General features: G+C 71.8%; 13 protein-coding genes and 2 pseudogenes. 5 read left to right on the top strand and 10 right to left on the bottom strand.

The genetic code is table 11. The features are described from left to right. Positions 1 to 86: 86 nt before the first annotated feature. Positions 87 to 938: an SGNH/GDSL hydrolase family protein gene (locus ODJ79_RS35885; protein WP_263028110.1), complete on the top strand. Its 852-nt coding sequence runs from the start codon at positions 87 to 89 to the stop codon at positions 936 to 938. Positions 939 to 1011: 73 nt separating this feature from the next. Here the strand turns inward: ODJ79_RS35885 and ODJ79_RS35880 are convergent, their stop codons facing one another. The 4 genes and pseudogenes from ODJ79_RS35880 to ODJ79_RS47275 all read right to left on the bottom strand — a co-directional run. Beyond that, positions 1012 to 2277: a cation:proton antiporter gene (locus ODJ79_RS35880; protein WP_263028109.1), complete on the bottom strand. Its 1266-nt coding sequence runs from the start codon at positions 2275 to 2277 to the stop codon at positions 1012 to 1014. 69 nt (positions 2278 to 2346) lie between these two features. Then, the gene (locus ODJ79_RS35875; RefSeq protein WP_263028108.1) at positions 2347 to 3537 is read right to left on the bottom strand and encodes a Dyp-type peroxidase; all 1191 of its coding nucleotides are present in this window, start codon (positions 3535 to 3537) and stop codon (positions 2347 to 2349) included. Further along, the gene (locus tag ODJ79_RS35870; protein ID WP_263028107.1) at positions 3534 to 4721 is read right to left on the bottom strand and encodes an EfeM/EfeO family lipoprotein; all 1188 of its coding nucleotides are present in this window, start codon (positions 4719 to 4721) and stop codon (positions 3534 to 3536) included. Before ODJ79_RS35870 ends, ODJ79_RS35875 begins: the two co-directional genes overlap by 4 nt. A 1369-nt stretch (positions 4722 to 6090) precedes the next feature. Beyond that, positions 6091 to 6567: pseudogene (locus tag ODJ79_RS47275) on the bottom strand (cellulose-binding domain-containing protein); the annotation flags it as partial. A 143-nt stretch (positions 6568 to 6710) separates the two neighbouring features. Here ODJ79_RS47275 and ODJ79_RS35860 point away from each other — a divergent pair. Further along, the gene (locus tag ODJ79_RS35860) at positions 6711 to 7586 is read left to right on the top strand and encodes a class II glutamine amidotransferase (protein WP_263028105.1); all 876 of its coding nucleotides are present in this window, start codon (positions 6711 to 6713) and stop codon (positions 7584 to 7586) included. 27 nt (positions 7587 to 7613) lie between these two features. On the opposite strand, the gene ODJ79_RS35855 is transcribed toward ODJ79_RS35860, so the two are convergent. The 4 genes and pseudogenes from ODJ79_RS35855 to ODJ79_RS35845 form a co-directional block, all read right to left on the bottom strand. After that, complete coding sequence (locus tag ODJ79_RS35855) at positions 7614 to 8597, bottom strand: phospholipase D-like domain-containing protein (protein WP_263028104.1); 984 nt, start codon at positions 8595 to 8597, stop codon at positions 7614 to 7616. A 122-nt stretch (positions 8598 to 8719) separates the two neighbouring features. Continuing rightward, positions 8720 to 8914: a transposase family protein gene (locus ODJ79_RS35850; protein ID WP_263028103.1), complete on the bottom strand. Its 195-nt coding sequence runs from the start codon at positions 8912 to 8914 to the stop codon at positions 8720 to 8722. A gap of 469 nt (positions 8915 to 9383) precedes the next feature. Beyond that, positions 9384 to 9479, bottom strand: a pseudogene (locus ODJ79_RS47270) (NUDIX hydrolase); the annotation flags it as partial. A gap of 6 nt (positions 9480 to 9485) precedes the next feature. Continuing rightward, positions 9486 to 10208 carry a hypothetical protein gene (locus tag ODJ79_RS35845; RefSeq protein WP_263028102.1) on the bottom strand — a complete coding sequence of 241 codons (723 nt, stop codon included), beginning with the start codon at positions 10206 to 10208 and terminating at the stop codon, positions 9486 to 9488. Positions 10209 to 10396: 188 nt separating this feature from the next. On the opposite strand from ODJ79_RS35845, the gene ODJ79_RS35840 reads away from it, so the two are divergent. Then, on the top strand, positions 10397 to 11227 hold the full coding sequence (locus ODJ79_RS35840; protein ID WP_263028101.1) for a transposase: 831 nt from the start codon (positions 10397 to 10399) through the stop codon (positions 11225 to 11227). On the opposite strand, the gene ODJ79_RS35835 is transcribed toward ODJ79_RS35840, so the two are convergent. After that, a complete protein-coding gene (locus ODJ79_RS35835; protein WP_317620730.1) occupies positions 11199 to 12065 on the bottom strand; it encodes a DUF3626 domain-containing protein in 867 nt (288 codons plus the stop codon). The genes ODJ79_RS35840 and ODJ79_RS35835 overlap by 29 nt on opposite strands. 131 nt (positions 12066 to 12196) lie before the next feature. Here ODJ79_RS35835 and ODJ79_RS35830 point away from each other — a divergent pair, with 131 nt between their 5' ends. Continuing rightward, a complete protein-coding gene (locus ODJ79_RS35830) occupies positions 12197 to 12922 on the top strand; it encodes a hypothetical protein (protein ID WP_263028100.1) in 726 nt (241 codons plus the stop codon). After that, a complete protein-coding gene (locus ODJ79_RS35825; protein WP_263028099.1) occupies positions 12919 to 13248 on the top strand; it encodes a winged helix-turn-helix domain-containing protein in 330 nt (109 codons plus the stop codon). The genes ODJ79_RS35830 and ODJ79_RS35825 overlap by 4 nt, the downstream gene beginning before the upstream one ends. Before the next feature lie 19 nt (positions 13249 to 13267). Here ODJ79_RS35825 and ODJ79_RS35820 read toward each other — a convergent pair whose 3' ends face one another. Further along, a complete protein-coding gene (locus ODJ79_RS35820; RefSeq protein ID WP_263028098.1) occupies positions 13268 to 18748 on the bottom strand; it encodes an AAA family ATPase in 5481 nt (1826 codons plus the stop codon). Positions 18749 to 18853: the final 105 nt, after the last annotated feature.

The raw sequence follows: 18853 nt of genomic DNA, 5'->3' as shown, positions 1-18853 counted from the left end.
AGCCGGTCCAGGCCGGCGCGGAAGATTCAGCGCGGTCACAGCACACCCTGGGGTGATCCCTAGGAAGACCGGGCAGCCTTGCCGGCATGAGCGCGCACGCCGCCCGGGGTCGCCGCGCCGGCGGGTACGCGATCGCCGGCGTCCTGGTCGCCGCGACGCTGCTGCTGGTCGCCGGGCCGCAGGCGGCGCGGGCGCTGAGCCGGTCCGCGTCGCCGGCCGCCGCGCCGGTGGCTACACCGTCGCCGGCCTCGGCCGCAGAGACGAAGTCGCCGTACCGGGTGGTGGGGCTGGGCGACTCGGTGCCGGCGGGCAGCGCCTGCGACTGCGCCTCGTACGTCTCGCTGGTCGGCCGGCACGAGGCTCGCCGGATGGGCCGCGACGCCGTCGTGTCGAACCTCGCCGAGGGCGGCCTGACCACCGCCGGCCTGCTCGACCAGCTCGCGGATGCCGCCGTACGCCGCCGGGTCGCCGCCGCCGACCTGGTCATCATCACCGTCGGGGCGAACGACTTCGACACCGGCTCGGTCGCCGACGACTCGTGCGGCGCGCCCGGCCTCGACTGTTTCCGGTCCACCCTCCAGCGGCAGGCGGCCCGGCTCGACGCCGTGCTCGACCGGGTCGACGCGCTGCTCGGCGACCGGTCCGCGGCCGTCCTGGTGACCGGGTACTGGAACGTCTTCCTCGACGGCGACGTGGCCGCCGCCCGCGGCGACGCCTACGTGCGCAACAGCGTCGCCCTCACCCGGGCGGAGAACGACCAGATCGCCGCGGCCGCCCGGGGTGGGGGCGCCACGTACGTCGACCTCTACACCGCGTTCAAGGGCGCCGACGGAACGAAGAACGACACCGCCCTGCTGGCCGGCGACGGCGACCACCCCGACGCCGCCGGGCACCGCGAGATCGCCGACGCGGTGGAGTCGGCGCTCGCGTTGGCCTGAGCGCGTCCGCACGCTGCCAAGGCGAGCCGCCGCCGGCTTCTCACGCTGCCGAGGCAGGCCGCCGGCGGGCTTCTCACGCCGCGGAGGCGGGCCGCCGGCGGGTGCGCGGCAGCGGGGTCTCCTGAGCCTCGGCTCCGGTCGGCCCCGCCGCGCGGGCGCGGTCGTACCAGCGCCGGTACGCGGCGATCAGCGGCACCGCGGTCAGCCCGTGCAGCACCACGCTGAGCGCCACCGTCACGACGACGGTGGTCAGCACCGGGTTCGCGTTCGGAATGCCGTGCTCCAGCGCGATCAGGCCGAACACCACCGTGGCGAGACCGCGCGGGCCGAACCATCCGATGAAGACGGCGGTCTGCCAGCGGGCCCGGGTGCCGATGAAGGCGACCGCCACCGGGAGCATCCGCACGACCGTCAGGCTGAGGATCGCGTACGCCAGGACCCGCCAGGAGATCTCCGGCCAGACGGTGCGGAAGGCCACCGCGCCGAAGCCGATCCAGGTCACGGCGGCCAGCAGGTTCCCCGTCTCCTCGGTGAAGTACGTGGCCCGCAGGCCGTGTTCGCGGGACACCAGCCCGAACGCCCCGCCGCCGACGAACGCGGCGATGAAGCCGCTGCCGCCGAGCGTGACCGCGCCGGCGTACCCGGTCAGCGCCGCGGCGATGGTGAACAGCTGCACCCACTGACCGTGCAGCCGGCCCAGCTGCTCGGAGCGGCGGAAGAGCAGGCCGGCGACGACACCGCTGCCGATTCCGGCGACCAGCCCCCAGCCGATCTGCTCGGCGGCGTTGTGGACCACGGCCGACGGCAGGCTGTCGTGCAGGGTGGCCAGCGAGATGTCCAGGGCCACCAGGAAGAACGGGACCGCCAGGCCGTCGTTGAGACCGCTCTCCACGTCCAGCGCCTGCCGCACCCGGGCGGGCACCGCCGGGTCCTCCACCACCCGCTGGCCGAGCGCGGCGTCGGTCGGGCAGAGCATCGTCGAGAGCAGGAAGGCGCCGGCGAGCCCGATGCCGGGGAAGAGCAGCAGGCCGGCGCCGGTACCGAGGAGAATGGTCAGCGGCAACCCGATCAGCAGCAGCCGGCTCGGCCAGGCCAGGTGGCTCCGCAGCGCTCGCAGGTCGAGCCGGGCCGAGTCGCTGAACAGCAGGAGCACCAGGGCGAGCTCGGTGACCAGCCGGGCCGGCTCGCCCGCCGCCCCGGCGTGGAACCAGCCGGCCCCGCCGACGAGCAGGCCGGCGGTCACGAATGCGATCGCCGAGGTGACGCCCCACCGGTCGAGCAGGGCGGACGTCGCGGCGTACGCGATCAGGATGATCCCGACGATCAGCAGGGTGCCCACGCTCGAACAGCATCGCGGTGTCCGCCCCCCGGCGCCTCACCCGGCGCGAGTGACCTTGCCGCCCGCGACCTAACCGAGCAGGCCGCGGCCGTACCAGTCGTTCTCGGACGTCACGCCGGGCAGCGCGAAGAAGTAGCCGCCGCCGAACGGCCGGATGTAGTCGTTGAGCGGGTCCCCGGCGAGCCGGTTCTGCACCGCCTCGAACCCGCGCCGCAGGTCCCGCTGGTACCCGCAGAAGATCAGGCCCGCGTCCAGGCCGCCGCCGGGTACCAGCCCGTCGTCGTAGTTGTACGGGCGGCGGAGGATGCGGCTGCCCGCCGTCTCCGCGGTCCGCGGGTTGGCCAGCCGGATGTGCGCGTCGAGCGGGATCAGCACGCCCGCCGGGTCCCGCTCGTAGTCGGGCCGGTCCCGCTCGTGGACCCCGTCCAGCGGCGCCCCGCTGTCCCGCCGCCGGCCGATGATCGCCTCCTGCTCGGCGAGCGACACCCGGTCCCAGAATTCGGTGTGCATCCGGATGAACCGCAGCGCCTGGTAGCTGCCGCCGGCCGCCCAGTCCGGCTCGCCGGCCCCGGCCCAGACCAGCCCGGCGCCCTCGGCCTCGACCGGGTTGCTGGTGCCGTCCTTGAACCCCATCAGGTTGCGCGGCGTCCCGGACGGCCGGGGCGGGCTGAGGAAACCGGCGCGGCGGTAGCGCAGCACCAGGCTGCCCCGGGTGTTGCGGGCGATGTCCCGCAGCGCGTGGTGGACGGTGTCCGGGTTGTCCGCGCAGATCTGCAGCAGCAGGTCGCCGTGGCACCAGGCGGGCTCGAGCGCGTCACCCGGGAAGACCCTCATCGTGGTGAGCGTGCGCGGCTTGCGCCCGGTCAGGCCGAATCGCCCGTCGAACAGCGCGGCGCCGACCGAGACGGTGATCGTCAGCCGGTCCGCGGGGACGACCGGCCCGAGCACGCCGCTGTCGGCCGGTGGGGCGGTGATCGGGCCGGCCGCCGGCTCTCCCCCGGTGGTGAGGATGCGGGCCCGGACGGTCAGCGTCCGCATCGTCTGCCGAAGCTCCGCGACCGACGACACGGCGATGTCGAAGGCGGCGAAGATCGCGCTGCGTTGCGGCGGCGTGAAGATCCCGGCCTGGTGCGGGCCGTGGAACGAGGGCGCTGCGTCGGCGGCTTTCACCGAGGACGCGCCGGGCAGCGCCGCCACGGTGGCGACGCCGACCACGCCGGCGGTCAGCCGCTTGAGCGCGTCGCGACGGTTGACGGTCAAGATCCAGTCACCTCCAGCAGCCCGGGAGCCTGGGCGAGGGTTTCCAGCACACCGCCGAGAGCGGCGTCGACATCCCGGCGTACGGCAATCGCATGTCGAAGGTTTTCCAGCCTGGCGTAGGCGGCCGGGCGCAACGCCGGGCGGCGTTCGTCGAGCAGCGGGCCGAACAGGTCGAGCAGGGCCGCCGTGGCGTCGACGGCCGCTGCCGTCTCCGCCAGGCCGCTGCCGGCGCCCATGTCGGTCAGCCCGGTGCGATGGAAGCGCAGGGCGTCCTCCAGAATTTCGGGTACGCGCGGCGGCAGGTCGATCGCGTCCGGGGTGGCGGCGGCCAGGTCGCCGCGGAGTCGGGTGACCTGCCCGGCAACCGCGTCGACCAGCGGGAGCAGGGTGCCGAGCGGTGCGCCGTGCCAGAGCCCGTACTCGATCCGGCGCAGGCCGGTGAAGTGCGGGTCGCGGACCCCGCCGGGCAGGCCCTGCGGCAGGCCGTCGACGGCGTCCGCGTACTCGCCGAAGCTGCCGTACGCGGCGCCGACCCGGTCCCAGGTCAACTGCGCGGTGAGCCAGGCGGAACGGGCCTTCGCCCGGTCGGACCCGGCGACCGCGGCCCGCAGCGCGGCCACGTCCCCGGTGAGCCGGTCCAGCACGCCGCCCACGTACTGCTGGTAGGCCTCGCGTACGGAAGCCTGCTCTTGGGGAAGAACCGGGGGCGCGGGCGGGTACGGCAGCGTCAGGCACGGCGACGAGACGGCCAGGCGCAGGTAGCCGGCCGTGCGCCGGCTGATCCCGACGCGGAAGCCGGTGGCCGGGTCCTCGGCGAGCAGCTGCGAGTTCTGGCCCGGCACGTCGGTGACGACGCGGTAGCCGAGGTCGGCCCAGTGCGTTCGCAGGGCGTCGACGGCCGTCGCGCCGGCCGCGGCCGAGGGCGGCATCATGCTGTACCGCGCGGAGATCGTGTAGGTGCCCGGCGGGTCGGTGCAGGCGCCGGTCGTGCTGACCGCCTCGGCGTACCGGATGGTCTCGGAAATGTTCGTTGTGGAGTCGGTGCGATAGTTGTCGATCAGGGCCCGGGCCTCGGGCTCGGTCGGCACGGGAGTCGCGGCTTCGGAACGGGCCAGGACGAGGGCCCCCGCCGCCGCCACGACGGCTGTCGTGGCGGCGAGCAGGACAACTCGGAAACGCGTCATGTCAGTAGGTGAAGGAGTATCCGGCCGACGAGACACCGCACGCCGAGACGTACAGCGTGTAGGTGCCACGCGGCAGGCCGGAGGGCAGGGTGAAGTCGGTCGACTGGGCCTCGCCCGCCCGACTGGTGCCCATCGAGCTGAAGTTGAAGGTACGGGCGTAGTAGACGTGCCCGGCGCTGTCCCGCAGCGAGACGATCGGGTAGTTCTGCGGGTTCTGGTAGTCGTCCTCACCGAGGCTCACCAGGCCGCTGAGCTGCGTGCCGGACAGGTGGTAGGTGCCGCTGCCGGTGATCGAGGTGACGGTCGGCCGCCAGGCGTCCCGGGGGCCGCCGATCGGGGTGTAGACCCAGTTGCGGCTGCCCGCGGCGGCCAGCACCTGGCCGTTGGGCAGGTTGATGAAGTTGACCGGGGCGCCGCTGGGGTCGTTCGGCTTGCTGATCACCGCGATCGTGTTGGTGGCCGGGTCGAACTCGTTGACGTTCGCGCCGGAGGCGGACCCGCACTCGTTGGTCAGCCAGCTGCACTGCACCGAATCGAAGATCACCTTGCCGTTGACCTCGGGCGTCGCGTACACGTCGTCGGTGAACGAGCCCTGCGGGATGCCCGGGCCCTGCTCCCAGGAACCGGGGTCGCCGGGTCGCGCGCCGGGCGTGTAGACGACCGAGGTGTTGTGGCCCATGGCGAGGATCCGGCCGTCGTACATCAGCGTCACGGTCGAGGTGTCGACACTGCCGCTGGCGTACGTGGAGGGCGGGCGGGCCACGGTGTACCAGGCGTTGGCGGCCGGGTCGAAGCGGTAGGCGCCGCCGTTGCTGATCGAGACGATCGAGCCGTCCGGCAGCGGCACCCAGCCGTCCTCGGCAGCCGGCGCGGGACGGTTCGGCCCGGCGGTCCACGCGTTGGTCCTGCCGTCGAAGATCTGGGTACGGGCCTGGCGCTGGTCGCTCGCCAGGATCCGGCCGTCCTTGAGGTGGGCGGTGCCGGTGTCCCAGAGGTTGCCGTAGAGGCCGGACTGGCCGAGGGTCCACGTGTTGGCGACCGGGTCGTACAGCTGGACGCCGTTGTGGTCGTTCGACGAGCTGCCGGACGGCCACTGGTAGACGTACTCGCCGCCGGCCTGGTAGAACCGGCCGTCCGGGAGGATCTGCTCCTGGGCGGCGCCGACGCCGTACGGGCTGGTCGCCAGCTGCTTCCAGGTGCCCTTGGTGTAGTCGCCGAACTGGTCGGGCACGAGCTTCACCCACTGGTGCAGGTCGCTGCCGTTGGACAGGATGCTGCCGTCGGTGAGCAGCCACAGGAACGTGCCGGCGGCGCCGTTGTACGGGTTGACCGGCACCGCGGTCCAGGTGCCCGGGGTGCCGGGGACGGCCGGTGGCCCGCTGGACGGAGGAGCACTCGTCGGCGCGGTGGTCGGCGGGGAGGTCGTCGGCGTTACCGCGCCGGTACACGTCACTCCATTGACGGTGAAGGCGGTCGGCGACGGGTTCGAGCCGGTCCAGGAACCGTTGAAGCCGAAGCTCGCGGTGCCGTTGGTGGCGATCGTGCCGTTGTAGCCGACGTTGGTGGCGGTGACTGCGGCGCCGGTCTGGGTCACCGTGGCGTTCCAGGCCTGCGTCACCGTCTGGCCGGCGCCGTACGACCACCTCAGGGTCCAGGACGTGATCGGGTCGCCCAGGTTGGTGATCGTGACGTTGGCGCCGAACCCGCCGCTCCACTGCGAGCTGACCGCGTAGGTCACCTGGCAGCCTGCGGCGGCGGCGTGGGCGACGACCGCGCTGGTCACCGCCAGCGCGACCGCCGTGGCGGTGCTCGCCGAGACGAGCATCCGGCGGAATCCTTTCCGCATCGTCCTCTCCTTGCGGCTCGGTGGAGGGCCGCGATGTCCCACTCATCGACGGTCATCATTGAATCGCCAGCATGAGGGACGAAAACCTTTTCGGCAAGGGCTTACCAGCGTCGCCGAAACGTTTTCGGGTTATGGTCCCTCCTATGTGCCGGCTCTTCGGCCTGACCGCGGCGCCCCGGCGGGTGGCGGCGACGTTCTGGCTCCTCGACGCCTCCGACAGCCTTGCGGTGCAGAGCCGCCGCGAACCCGACGGCGTCGGCCTGGGCGTCTTCGGCCCGGACGGCACGCCCGAGGTGCACAAGGCGCCGATCGCGGCCTACCAGGATCCCGACTTCGCCCGCGAGGCGCGCGAGGAGCGGGCCGCCACCTTCGTCGCGCACATCCGGTACGCCTCCACCGGCGGCCTCACGCCCGCCAACACCCACCCGTTCGACCAGCACGATCGCCTGCTGGCGCACAACGGCGTCATCGGCGGCCTGCCCCGGCTGGAGGACCATCTCGGCCCGGCGATGAGCCTGGTGCACGGCGACACCGACTCGGAACGGCTCTTCGCCCTGATCACCACGTACGCGGAGCGGACCGGCGACGTCGCCGAGGCGATCACCCGGGCGGTTCGCTGGACCGCGGCGAACCTGCCGGTGTACGCGGTCAACCTGATCCTCACGACCGCCACCGACCTCTGGGCGCTGCGCTACCCGGAGACCCACGAGCTGTACGTCCTGCCCCGCGGGGCCGGCGGGCCGAGCGGCAACCGGCACCTCGACCACGCCAGCGCGGCCGGCACCGTACGGGTGCGCTCGGCCGACCTGGCCGTCACGCCGGCGGTGGTCGTCGCCTCCGAGCGGATGGACGAGGATCCCGGCTGGCGAGCTCTGGAGCCCGGCGAGCTCCTGCACGTCGGCCCGGGTGGGCGGGTGCGGCACGAGATCGCGCTGCCGGAGCCGCCCGCGCACCGGCTGACCCTGGCCGATCTCTCCCCGCACGCACAGGCGTCCCAAAAGCCCGCCCCGGCCGGCTGAACGGCCGGGCCGGGGCTGGTCCCGTTGCTACCAGGCGGTGCCGTCGGCGAAGTCGGTGGCGAGGGTGGAGTTGACCGACGCGAGGACGGCGCCGTTGCTGATGATCAGGCCGAGCTCGCGGTTGGCGTTGAGCGACGTGCCGGTGAAGTTCTGCGAGCCGACGTAGACCTTCGCGGCGCTGGTGCCATAGTCGGCGACGATCGCCTTCGCGTGGATGTAGAGCGCGTCGCTCGTCCCGTACGTCACGATGCCGGCGCCGGCGGCCTTGAGCCTGTGGTACGCCGCGGCGTAGGCGGAGTTGTACTCCGCGACGATCTTCACGGTGACGCCCCGGCCGGCGGCGCTCACCAGCGCGTTGACGATCGGGGTCGAGTCCATCTCGAGCGCGTAGAGGCTCAGCGAGGTGGTCGCGCCGTTGATCAGGGCCAGCAGCCGGGACTGGGCGTCGGTCGGGCTCCACACCAGATCGTCGCCGTCGGACGGGGTGATCGACGACTTGGCGTAGTCGGCGTTGAACACGGCCTGCATCGCCGCGACGTCCGCCGCATCGTTCTCGATCAGGTCGAAGTTGCGGTCCGCCGAATAGTAGGCGGGCGTCCAGTTCTCCGACATGACGACCGCGGTGGCGCCGTCGACGACCATCGACTTCTCATGCGTGTAGTAATAGGCCGACGACGAATGGACGACGCCGACCCCGTGGTTCTTCAGGTAGGTGTACGCCGTCGAGTTCACCGAGGTCTGCTTGCCGTCCAGGATCACCCGGACGGTGACGCCCCGGGCCTGCGCCGCCGCGAGGTCGGCCGTCGCGGTGGCGTCGTTCAGCTCGTACATCGTGAGGTTGATGCTGGTCGTGGCGTTGTTGATCAGGCGGTACAGCGCGCTGTGCCCGCTGCCGGGCTGGGTGAGCAGGGTGTAGGTGCTCGCCGCGACGGTGACCGCGCCGGCCGAGGCCGGTGCGAGCAGCGCGGCAACTCCCGCGCACAGCAAGGTATGGCGAGCGGTATGGCGCATGCGAACTCCCGGGACAATGACGGGTGATCCCCCGACCAGAAGAACACGGCTATACCGGCGGTGCGGCACAATCAGATGAACGTCGAGGGAATCAATTGACCAAGCTCAATTTATCCGGAGGGTCATTCAAAACCCGGTGTGGTGGCTCTGAAGATCTCCAGGGCGGTGACGGTGCGTAACACCTCGGGGAAGTCGGTCATGATCCGGTGGTAGCCGGTCTTGAGGATCTCCCAGTTCTTCAGATGAGAGATGGCGCGTTCCACTGCGGCGCGTAGCCGGTTGACGCTGTAGTTGTACGCCTTCTGTTTGGCGGTCAACTCCCCGCCGGGTGGCCTGCGGTAGGGGCGCGGTCGGGCCGGTGCCCTGGTAACCGTGGCAGCAGAACGGTGAACGGCTGGCGGTCGCGGTGTGGACCACGCAGCAGACCGCCGCCTTCCTGCGTTTCGTCGCCCAGGACCGGCTTTCGGTTATGTGGTGACTGATTGCCCTGCGTGGTCTGCGCCGGGGCGAGGCCGCCGGTCTCCGGTGGGCCGATGTTGATCTAGGCGCCGGGGTCGCGATGATCGAGCAGCAGCGCATCGCCAACGGCCACCTCGTCACGGTCGGACCACCCGAGACCGCCGCGAGTCGGCGTTTGGTCGCGTTGGACCGGCACACGGTGCGGCTGCTGCGCGAGCATCGCCGTCGGCAACGCGCCGAGCAACGGACAGCGGCTATGTGTTCACCGTCGAGGAAGGGGCGCCGCTGCACCCGGACTTCTTGACGCGGCGATTCCGCCATCTGGTGCTCGAGCTTGCCCTTCGGCAGGCTCCAGTCGGCGCGGTAGGGCCGGTGCACGACGCAGACCTCGATGCCGTCGCCCGCCGCTCTCAAGCCTCTCAGCCGCGGTCAGGCGCCGAAGGTCACTCCGCCCTTGAGGAAGAGGCCCACGTCGGTGCTGTCCTCCACCATGGACACGGTGTAGCCGATAAACCGGTGACGCGCCACTTTCCACGGCCGGCCCTTCTCCGGACGCGGCTCAGCCTGGCGGGCCCAAGCGGTGATGTCGGCGAGCATAGCCGTGCTGACCACGCCGCGCAGGCAGTATCCACTGAGCTCGCCGGGGGTCTTCGGGCCGGCCGGACTGCCGCCTTTCCGGAAGCGGTGGCAGGCGATGCTCAGCACCGCGCCGTCACCCTTGCCGATCCAGACGTCGAGCGTCGCCTTGCCGTCGCCGGGATAGGGGGCGGTGAGGTACACCTGGGGCGCGCCGACCGTGGTTTCCTTCGCCTTGGTATGCCACCGGGTCGTCAGGGCGCCCGTCGCCGCAAGGAGCGTAACCCCGGGGATAGGCGCCAGCGCCTTCGGCATCTCTGACAATGCTGGCCCGGCCGTCGCCACGGGTCCGCTCGACGCCGGCTCGGCCGCCCCGGACGTGGCTACGCTTGGTGGGCCGGTCACCGCCGGGCTCGGCGCATCGGCCCCCGCTTCGGTCGGCGCGTTGTACGTGCAGCCGGTGACGGTGACAACGGCCAGGACGAGCCCGGCGGCGGTCACGCCCGCAGCTCTTCGGCTCACCGATACTCCGCTCATGTTCTTTTCTGTCCCATGTTCGTTCCTGAAGATCGACAAGAACTCAGATTCTGACCGATCGGGTTCAGCCGTGGTAAGGGCTGGAGCCGCATCGCAGCTCCAGGAGGGCCATTCAAGCTAAGTCGACACTCATGGATGTTACAGTGAGTGAGATTCTAGGGTGGCCGCGATCCGGAGACGACTGTCCGGAGTAGACGCAGCGGCCGGGATCCGATAGATCATCTTTTGTGAGGAAGTTGATCGAGGGCCAGCCGCTGCGCTGTAAAAGTATGACAGGGCTCCAGACGGACCGGCTCGCTGACCTGATCGGCCGGGTCCGCGAGATCGTGGGCGATGAGTGGGAGAATCCGCCGGTCGGGCGTCCGCACGTGTTGCCGCTGCCCACGGCGGTGATCGCGGTGCTGTTCGGGCTGCGGCACAACATGGGCGACGAGACCGTGGCCGAGGTGTTCGGCTGTTCGCAGGCGACGATCACCCGCTATCACGAGATCCTGCAGCCGATCCTGCGCTGGGTGACTCGGCCCGAGGCCGACCAGCGCCTGGAGCGGACCCGCCGCGCCGGTGTGCTGGTCGACGGGTTCGTCGCCCCGGTAGGCGAACGCGAGTCCTATCACGGCCTGTTCTCCGGCAAGAAACACGTGTGCGGGCAGAACGTGCAGGTCGTCGCGGATCTCGACGGCCGGGTCGCCGACGTGGGCGAGCCCGTCAACGGCGCCCGCCACGACGCGGCGGCATTCTTCATCTCCGGCATCGCCGAACGCTGGGCAGGCCACCTCACCGACGGCGGACCCGGCATGATCGGCGACGGCGGCTACCAGGGCACCGGCCCGATCACCCCGCACAAGAAACCACCCGGCGGCGAGCTGACCGCCAAACAGAAGGCGTACAACTACAGCGTCAACCGGCTACGCGCCGCCGTGGAACGCGCCATCTCTCATCTGAAGAACTGGGAGATCCTCAAGACCGGCTACCACCGGATCATGACCGACTTCCCCGACGTGTTACGCACCGTCACGGCCCTGGAGATCTTCAGAACCGCCGCACCGGGTTTTGAATGACCCTCCCGCGCATTTCGGGGTTGCCGAATCTGGCCACGTAGTGCCAGACGCGTTTGACGGCTTGCTCGTCGAACTGGCCGGTGCGGGAGGCGTCGCCGAGGATGCGTGCATCGAGCCGGCCGGCGTGGGCGAGCGAGACACCGAGGTCGACGAACTCGGAGCCTCGGTAGTGGGGGTGGCGGCGCAACTCGGTCGTGGTCAGGGCGAAGCCGTCGTGCCATTCGATCGGGCAGGGCAGCCGTGCGGCGGCGGCCTCGATGGGAGTCGCCCGGTAACAGGGGTCGAGGACCAGGGCTTCGACGTCGCGGGCCAGATCAACCGCGCCGTGCACGTGTGCCTCGACGTAGTCGTCGAGCGGGTCCCGGTTGTCCGTTTCGGCCATCGCGATCAGTGTCGACAGCCGGGACGCGACGCCGAAGTCGGCGGGTTCGGACGCGCTGTCCGGATAGCAGAACGTGGTGCGGGACAGCGTGAGCGGGGTGAGGCGCAGGTAGGCGGAGCCGAATCGCGGTGAGCCGCCGACCCGGCGTCGACGGAAATTCAGCGATCCGTATTTGGGCCGGTCCGCTGCCGGGCCGTGGTCGTACGCGCCGGCGAAGATGCGGCTCTCCCACCGCCATCGGTCGCCACCGGGGTATGCGGTCAGACCGCCGTTGCTGGTGCCGGTTTCGAACTGCGAGCGGTACACCCCGTCGCGGGCCATCAGCCGCAGGATCGGTGTTCCGGACACCAGCCGATCGGGATGGAAATGCAGCGTCACCCGGCAGGACGGGTCTGCCGGTACGCCGGTGGCCAGCGTCGTGACGTGGGCGATGGCACGCTGCTGCCGGTGTTGCATGGTCGCAGTATCCACAACCGACGCCACTCGGATATTTGCGCACACCGGTTTGCTATGCAAACATGTTGGCCTAGTACACGACCGGGTGTTCGACGCCGTCGCGTTGAACCCATGGCCAGAGGGGAATCGGGATGTCCACTGCTGCACAGTCCTCGTCCGAGCCGGAATCGCTGTTGGCCGACATCGCCGCGCTGCGCCGTACGGTCCGGCGGGACCGGCATGCCTACTGGTTGCCGCTGCTGGTGTTCGGCGTGCTGGCGCTGGCCTCGGCGCCGTTCTATGTGGACCCGGCCGGGCCGGATGTGCTCCGGGCGCCCCGGCAGGGCCCCGCGCTGACCGGGCTCGGCGGCGACCTTCTACGACACTCGACCGGCATCGGCTGGTTCTGGCTGGCGGCGCTGATCGGCGGGTTCCTGGTCTCGCTCTGGTGGTACCGGCGACACGCCCTGCGGGCCGGCGTGCAGACGCCCACCCGGTCGTACGCCAAGGCCGGCATCGCCGGGGTGGTCGTCGGGCTGGGCCTGGGCCCGGCGCTGGGATGGCTCGGGACCAACGCGTGGAGCCCGCTCTCCGACGCGTCCCGGTCGGTGCTGTGGCCGGTATCGGTGCTTCTCGGACTGGGTCTCGCGCCGCTGGCCGTGGCCGGGATCGGCTTCCTGGTCCTCGCGCGACTGGAGCGCAGCCGGTTGCTGGCCGTGGTGGCCGGTGCGGTGCTGGTGACGCTGCTGCTGGGACCGGTCTACGTCAACACCGTCTTCATCGGCTCCGCGTACGGCTACCTTCCGGTCGTGATCGTGCCGGGACTGGTCCTGCTGGCCGGCGGCGTCGCCGGGCTCGCGCGGCAGGGCCGGAAGTGACCGTGGACAAGGAACGGCCCGCGCACCCGACCAGCGGCCTCGACGAGGTGGTGCATCAGCGGCATCGGCTCGGCATCCTGACGATCGCCGACGAGGCGGAGCGGGTCGAGTTCACCTACCTGCGCGAGACGCTCGGGCTCACCGGCGGCAACCTGTCGCGCCATCTCGCGGTCCTCGAGGAGGCCGGGCTGATCACCGTGGAGAAGGGCTATCAGGGTCGCTGGCCCAAGACCTGGGTCTCCATCTCGGAGCGGGGACGCGCGGCGCTGACCGCGGAGCTGGAGGCGTTGCACGAGCTCGTGCGGCGCCGCCGCAGCCGGGGCTGAGCAAGGAAATCCGCGGAAGTCAGGACGGTACGGCGGCCGGGGCCCGGAGCGTCAGCTCGAAGATCGAGCCGCCTCCGGGCGCGGGGTGGTAGGCGACCTCCCCGCCGTTGGCCCGCGCCAGCTCCCGGACGATGTAGAGGCCCAGACCGGTGCCCGGCACCGAACCGGCGGTGGACCCGGCTCGGGCGAACCGGTCGAAGAGCCGCCCCCGGAAGTCCGGGGGCACGCCGGGCCCCTCGTCGTGCACCTGGACGGTGACCGCCGACCCGGCCGCCGACCCGGCCGCCGCCGGGGCCGCGACGATGGCCGTGACGCCGCCGCCGTACTTGTCCGCATTGCTGATCAGGTTGGTCAGGATGTGGTCGAAATGGCTGGGTTGCACGGCGGCGACCAGGTCCGGCGGGCAGCTGACCCGGACGTCGGGGGTGGCGGTGGCGGCCAGTGCCGCGTCGATGTGCTCGGCGACCCGGATCGGGCGGGGCATCGCGACAAGCCGGCCGGCGTCGATCCGGACCAGGGCGAGCACCTCGTGCACGAGGTTGTCCAGGCGACGCGTGCTCCCGCGAATCTTCACGAGCTTCTCCTCGATCGGCCCGGACGGGTCGTCCTCGTCGAGGGCCAGGTCGACGTACCCGAGAATCGTCGCGAGCGGGTTGTTGATCTCGTGCCCGAGCATGCCGATCAGGTCGGCCTTGAGCTGGTTCGCCGCCTCCAGCTCCCGGTTGCGACCGGCCAGCTTCAGATTGGCGTCGTCGCGCGCGGCCTCGGCCGCCTTCCGGGCACTGATGTCCTGGAAGATGCTGACCAGGTGGTCGGGCCGGCCCTCGGCGTCGCGGACCGCGGAGACGGTGACGTGCGCGTCGAGCCGGCTGCCGTCGGCACGCATCAGGGTCAGCTCTCGACTGATCATCGGCCGCCGGTCCGAGATGACCGCGCCCAGCTCCCGCCGGTGGGTGGCCCGGTAGGAGCGGCCGAACAGGTCGGTCAGCTTGGTTCCGGCGAGATCCTGGGCGGTCGAACCGATCATCGCGAGGAACGCCGGGTTGGCCGTCTCGATCCGGTCGTCGGTGCCGTGGATGACCTGGCCGACGGCCGCGTGTTCGAAGTGCGACCGGATCCGCCGCTCGCTGTCGGCCAGTCGGCGGTTGGTGGCCGCGAGGTCGGCGGTGCGGGCCTTCACCGTGCTCTCCAGCGAGTCGTAGAGGATCGCGTTGTCCAGGGAGACGGCGAGCTGGGCGGCGATCAGCCGCACGGTCTCCAGCCGGTCGGTCGAGAACACGCCGCGCTGCCGGCGGTTCTCCAGGACCAGCACGGCGCGGGCCACATTGTGGCTGGGCACCGGCACGACCAGCAGCGCGCACATCTCCAGCCCGGCCAGGTAGGGATCGCCGGCGAACCGGTCGTCCCGGGTGGCGTCCGCCGCCAGCAGCGGTTTCCCGGTACGCAGTGCGTACCGGACGGCGGACATCGGGAAGCGCCGTTCGCGGCGGGCCGGGTCGCCGTCGGCCGGGCCGGTGAGCAGGGTGGCATGGTCGCCGCGGTTCTCGCCCGCGATCGACGAGACGTACCAGCTCGACGTCTCCCGCTGCTGCAGCACCAGGTGCGCGTCGGTGGCGCCGGTCATCGAGCTGAGCAGATCACCGACCTGCGCCTGCAGCCCGGCCACGGTGGTCTGCGAGCTGAGCACCTGGGAGGCACGCAGGATCGCCATCAGGTCGATCTGAGGTGACCGGTCGGCCTCGGCGCTGCCCCGCCCGGCGGGCGGCGTGGCGGCATTGCGCAGGAACGGGTGCGCCGCCTCCAACCCGTCGACCTTGCCGTCGGCGCCCCACCGGCGATAGCCGTCGCGGGCCTCGCCGAGCAGGTGGCGACCGATGTACTGGAGTCCCTGGCCGAGGTGGAACAGGCCGGCCCGCTCGGCGATCAGCGCGCGATGCCACGGTCGCCCGGACACCTCGGTCAGGGCGGCGTCGAACTCCTGGGCCGCGGTCGCCGGGTCGCCGCACGCCCAGGCCCGCTCGGCGTCGACGAGTCGTAACAGGGGCCGGAAGTTGCGGGGGCAATCGTCGGCGCGCCTGGCCAGCCATTGCCGGGCGCGGTCCAGCTCGGCGACCACCGCCGGGTCGTCCTGCCCGGCGCGGATCCGGGCGGTGAGGCTGAACGCGCGGGTCAGCCGGGCCAGCATCGACACGTAGTAGCCGCGCATCGACGGCACGCCCGCCATCGCGGCGGCGGAGTATTCGTCGAGCGTGACGGGATCGTCGAAGAGCAGCGCGGCGAAGGCACGATTGGCGTGGTAGGTGGCCCGCGAAGTCCCCAGTGAGCTGATCGCCGACCGGTACTCGGCCTCGTCGAAGTCGCCGGAGATGAACGATCCGGGGCCGGCGGTTCGTCCCTGCAGGGCGAGAACGAGCTGCCGGTAGCCGGTCATGACGAGGGCGGCGAGGTGGCCGCCGGTCCGCTCGGCGAACGCCAGGTGCGGGGTCAGCTCGTCACTGACCGCCTCCAGGGTTTCGGCGCCGTCCAGCAGCGCCGCGATCAGCCGGTACGACAGCATCCCGGCGACCTGGACGTCGCCGACCGCCAGCAGATCGTCGCGGGCCTGGCGGGCCGCGTCGAAAATGTCCTCGAGCGGCTCGAACCAGTGCGCTGCCTCGCAGAGGTAGATGTATCGGGCGACGGCTGTTTCGGCCTGATAGCCGTGCTGCTGCCCGACGCCGACAATGTACTTGGTCAGCAGGCAGCCGGTGCGGTAGTCCTCCCGCAGCCCGACGGTCACGCACATCACGGAGCTCAACCCGCCGACGAACGGCGCGCAGACGCCGTGCCGTTCCCACAGCTCCTGCACCTTGAGGACGAGCCAGTCGTACAGGTCCAGGCGGTCGAGCTGCCGGGTGGGTGCGAGCAGCCGGTAGATCAGCCGGCCGGCCGCCACGATACGCGGGTCGGTGGTCTCCGCGTCGGCATCGGCGCGCGGGCCGGCACCGAGTTGGGCGAACCACCGGTACAGCCGCTCGATGCGCGCCTCGATGGAACGGGCCAGGTCCCGGGGCGGGACGATGTCCAGCCGGCGCAGCACCGCCAGGCCGAGGTCGATGGCGGCCATGGTGCTGCCGCGCTGGGTCAGGCTGTTGATCTGAGTGGCCGTTGCGCCGGCGAGCGTCAGCAGGTCCGGGGAGCGGCCGACCAGGTCCTGGTAGACATGGTCGGCCTCGGTGAGGCGGCCCAGGCAGTAAAGCGCGGCGTGCCGGTCCACGGCAATGGCGTCTTCGGCCTGCTCGCCGAGCCGACCCGCCGCCGCGAGCATGGCGGCGCGGCTGAACAGCTCGTCGGCGACCTGGAAATTGGTCAGCTGGGCCGCGCAGCGCCCGGCCGTGTGCAGCAGCGTTGCCGCGACCCGCTGCTCGTGCGGCTCCACCAGCAGGCCGGCCGCGGCAAGGTACTGCGCGGCGGCCACTTGCCGACTGTCCTCGTCGACCGCCAGGCGCCGGGCCATGGCGAGTTGGAGCCGGTCCCGCTCGGCGCCGGCAAGGTCGTCGTGCGCGGCGCCCTGGATGAGGTCGTGCCGGAATCGGATCGTCCCCGTCGGGGTGCCGGGCCGGTCAACGAGGACCATGCGACCTGCCACCGCCGGGGCGAGGTGCTCGACGAGGGCTCGTTCCGGCATGCCCAGGGCCGTGGCGAGTAGCGCCGGCCGGGTGTCACCGCCGAGGCAGGCCAGCGCCGTGAGCGTGCGCCGGGTCTCCGCCGGCAGCTGCTCGATGCCGGCCGCCACCAGCTGCGGGACGCGGTGCCGGGCGGCGAACGTGCGGACCGCGTCCGGTTCCCAGTGCCAGCCGTCGTCGGTCAGCGCGAGCAGCCCCTCGGCACGCAGCGCGTTGAGCAGTTCCACCGACGCGTACGGGTTGCCCTCGCTGCCGTGGTGGATCAGCTCGGCGAGGTCGCGGGCCGCGGCCTGCTCGATCCGCAGGACCGCGCCGACCAGTTCGGCGAGGCCGGCCGGGGTGAGCCCGCCGAGCCGTACCGTCGGGGCGGCCCGGCCGTCGCGTTCCCAGCGTGCGGCCAGCGGGGTCAGCGGGTGGCCGGCGTCCGCCTCCTGGTCGCGATAGGTGGCCACGACGAGCAGGCCGGGGATCGGGCCGGACGAGATGATCGCGTCCAGAAGCCGCAAGGAGGAGTCGCTGGCCCATTGCAGATCGTCGATGACAAGGACGACCGGGCGGCCGATCCCGACGGCGCGCAGCAGGCCGACGAGTGCGGTACTGATCCGGCCGGATGCGGTGCCCGGGTCGTCGGGGAACGAGCCGTCCGCCGAGTCGAGCAGGGAGGTCATCTCGGGGACGGCGACGGCGAGGGCGGCGGTGTTCGGGCCGAGCGCGGCGGTGATCCGGTCACGGTCGACGGCCATCTCCGGTTCCGGCTCGACCAGCAGCAGGCCGGCGACGGTGGCCATCGCGCGGCGGACGCCGCCGCTGCCGGTACCGGTGCGGAACTGGTCGTACTTGCCGGTGGCGAACCAGCCGCCGCGCGCGGTGACCACCGGGCGCAGGCCGGCCACCAGAGTGCTCTTGCCCACCCCGGGCGGCCCGGCGATCAGCACGGCGGGGCCGCCGCCGGCCTGCGCCTGGTCCAGCGCCGCGGTCAGCCGGCGAATCTCGTCGTCCCGGCCGATCAGATGGTCCGGGCCGGACAGGACCGCCGGGAAGTCGCGTTCGCCGAGACGCCACGGGATGCCCGGCCCGGCGTCGAAGCGGCGCAGGTCGTGGGCGAGGGCCTCGGCGCTCTGGTACCGGAGGTCCGGATCCTTCGCCAGCAGCCGCGTGATGATCTCGCTGAGGCGCCGGGGAATCCGCGGGTCGCGGTCGGCGGGGACCGGCGGAACCCGGACCAGGGTGTCGCGGACGACTTCGAGCGGGTCGTCGCCGGGAAACGGCGCGGCACCGGTGGCCAGCGCGTACAGGGTGGCGCCGAGGCCGTACAGGTCGGAGCGCCGGTCGACCGGCCGCCGCAGCCGGCCGGTCTGCTCCGGTGGCAGGTAGCCCAGGGTGCCCAGTGGCTCGTCGGGCGGCGCGGACCCGCCCGGCCCGTCCCCGACGACCACGGCCAGGTCGAAGTCGATCAGCAGCGGCCGGCCCGACTCGGGAATCACAAGGTTGGCCGGCGTGATGTCGCGGTGCAGGACCCCGGCCCGGTGCACGGCGGCGACGGTGTCGGCGAGCCGGCGGGCGACCTCGACCAGGCGACGGACCGGCAGCCGGAGGCCGGGCGGGGTGGGCCCGCCGTGGTCGTCGAGGGTCAGGAACTGGCGACCCTGCCGGGCTGCCAGCCGCGGGATCCCGGCGATGCCGGCGAGGTGGCGCAGGACGGAACGTTCATGGTCGATCCGCCGGACCGCTCCCGGTCCCAGGGCGCGTTTGCAGATCAGCGGGCCGGTGCCATCGGGTGCGCTCTGGCGGAGGACGTTCGTTCGATAGCTGCGATACAGCAGCTCCTCTGCCATAAATCGCAGGTTATGTCACTCAAAGGGTTATTATGATGATTTGTCGCTGACAACTGCGGCGCGGGCGGCACGGGTATCGCCCGGGGCCGAGATCGCCGATGATGG

It is taken from the genome of Actinoplanes sp. KI2, assembly GCF_025630775.1.
Taxonomy (GTDB): domain Bacteria; phylum Actinomycetota; class Actinomycetes; order Mycobacteriales; family Micromonosporaceae; genus Actinoplanes.
This window is presented reverse-complemented; position numbering and strand designations above follow the sequence as displayed.

Coding starts and splice junctions, on each gene's coding strand:
- ODJ79_RS35885 (WP_263028110.1), top strand. CDS start 87: ATGAGCGCGCACGCCGCCCGGGGTCGCCGCGCCGGCGGGTACGCGATC.
- ODJ79_RS35870 (WP_263028107.1), bottom strand. CDS start 4,721: ATGACGCGTTTCCGAGTTGTCCTGCTCGCCGCCACGACAGCCGTCGTG.
- ODJ79_RS35860 (WP_263028105.1), top strand. CDS start 6,711: ATGTGCCGGCTCTTCGGCCTGACCGCGGCGCCCCGGCGGGTGGCGGCG.
- ODJ79_RS35855 (WP_263028104.1), bottom strand. CDS start 8,597: ATGCGCCATACCGCTCGCCATACCTTGCTGTGCGCGGGAGTTGCCGCG.
- ODJ79_RS35835 (WP_317620730.1), bottom strand. CDS start 12,065: ATGCAACACCGGCAGCAGCGTGCCATCGCCCACGTCACGACGCTGGCC.
- ODJ79_RS35830 (WP_263028100.1), top strand. CDS start 12,197: ATGTCCACTGCTGCACAGTCCTCGTCCGAGCCGGAATCGCTGTTGGCC.
- ODJ79_RS35820 (WP_263028098.1), bottom strand. CDS start 18,748: ATGGCAGAGGAGCTGCTGTATCGCAGCTATCGAACGAACGTCCTCCGC.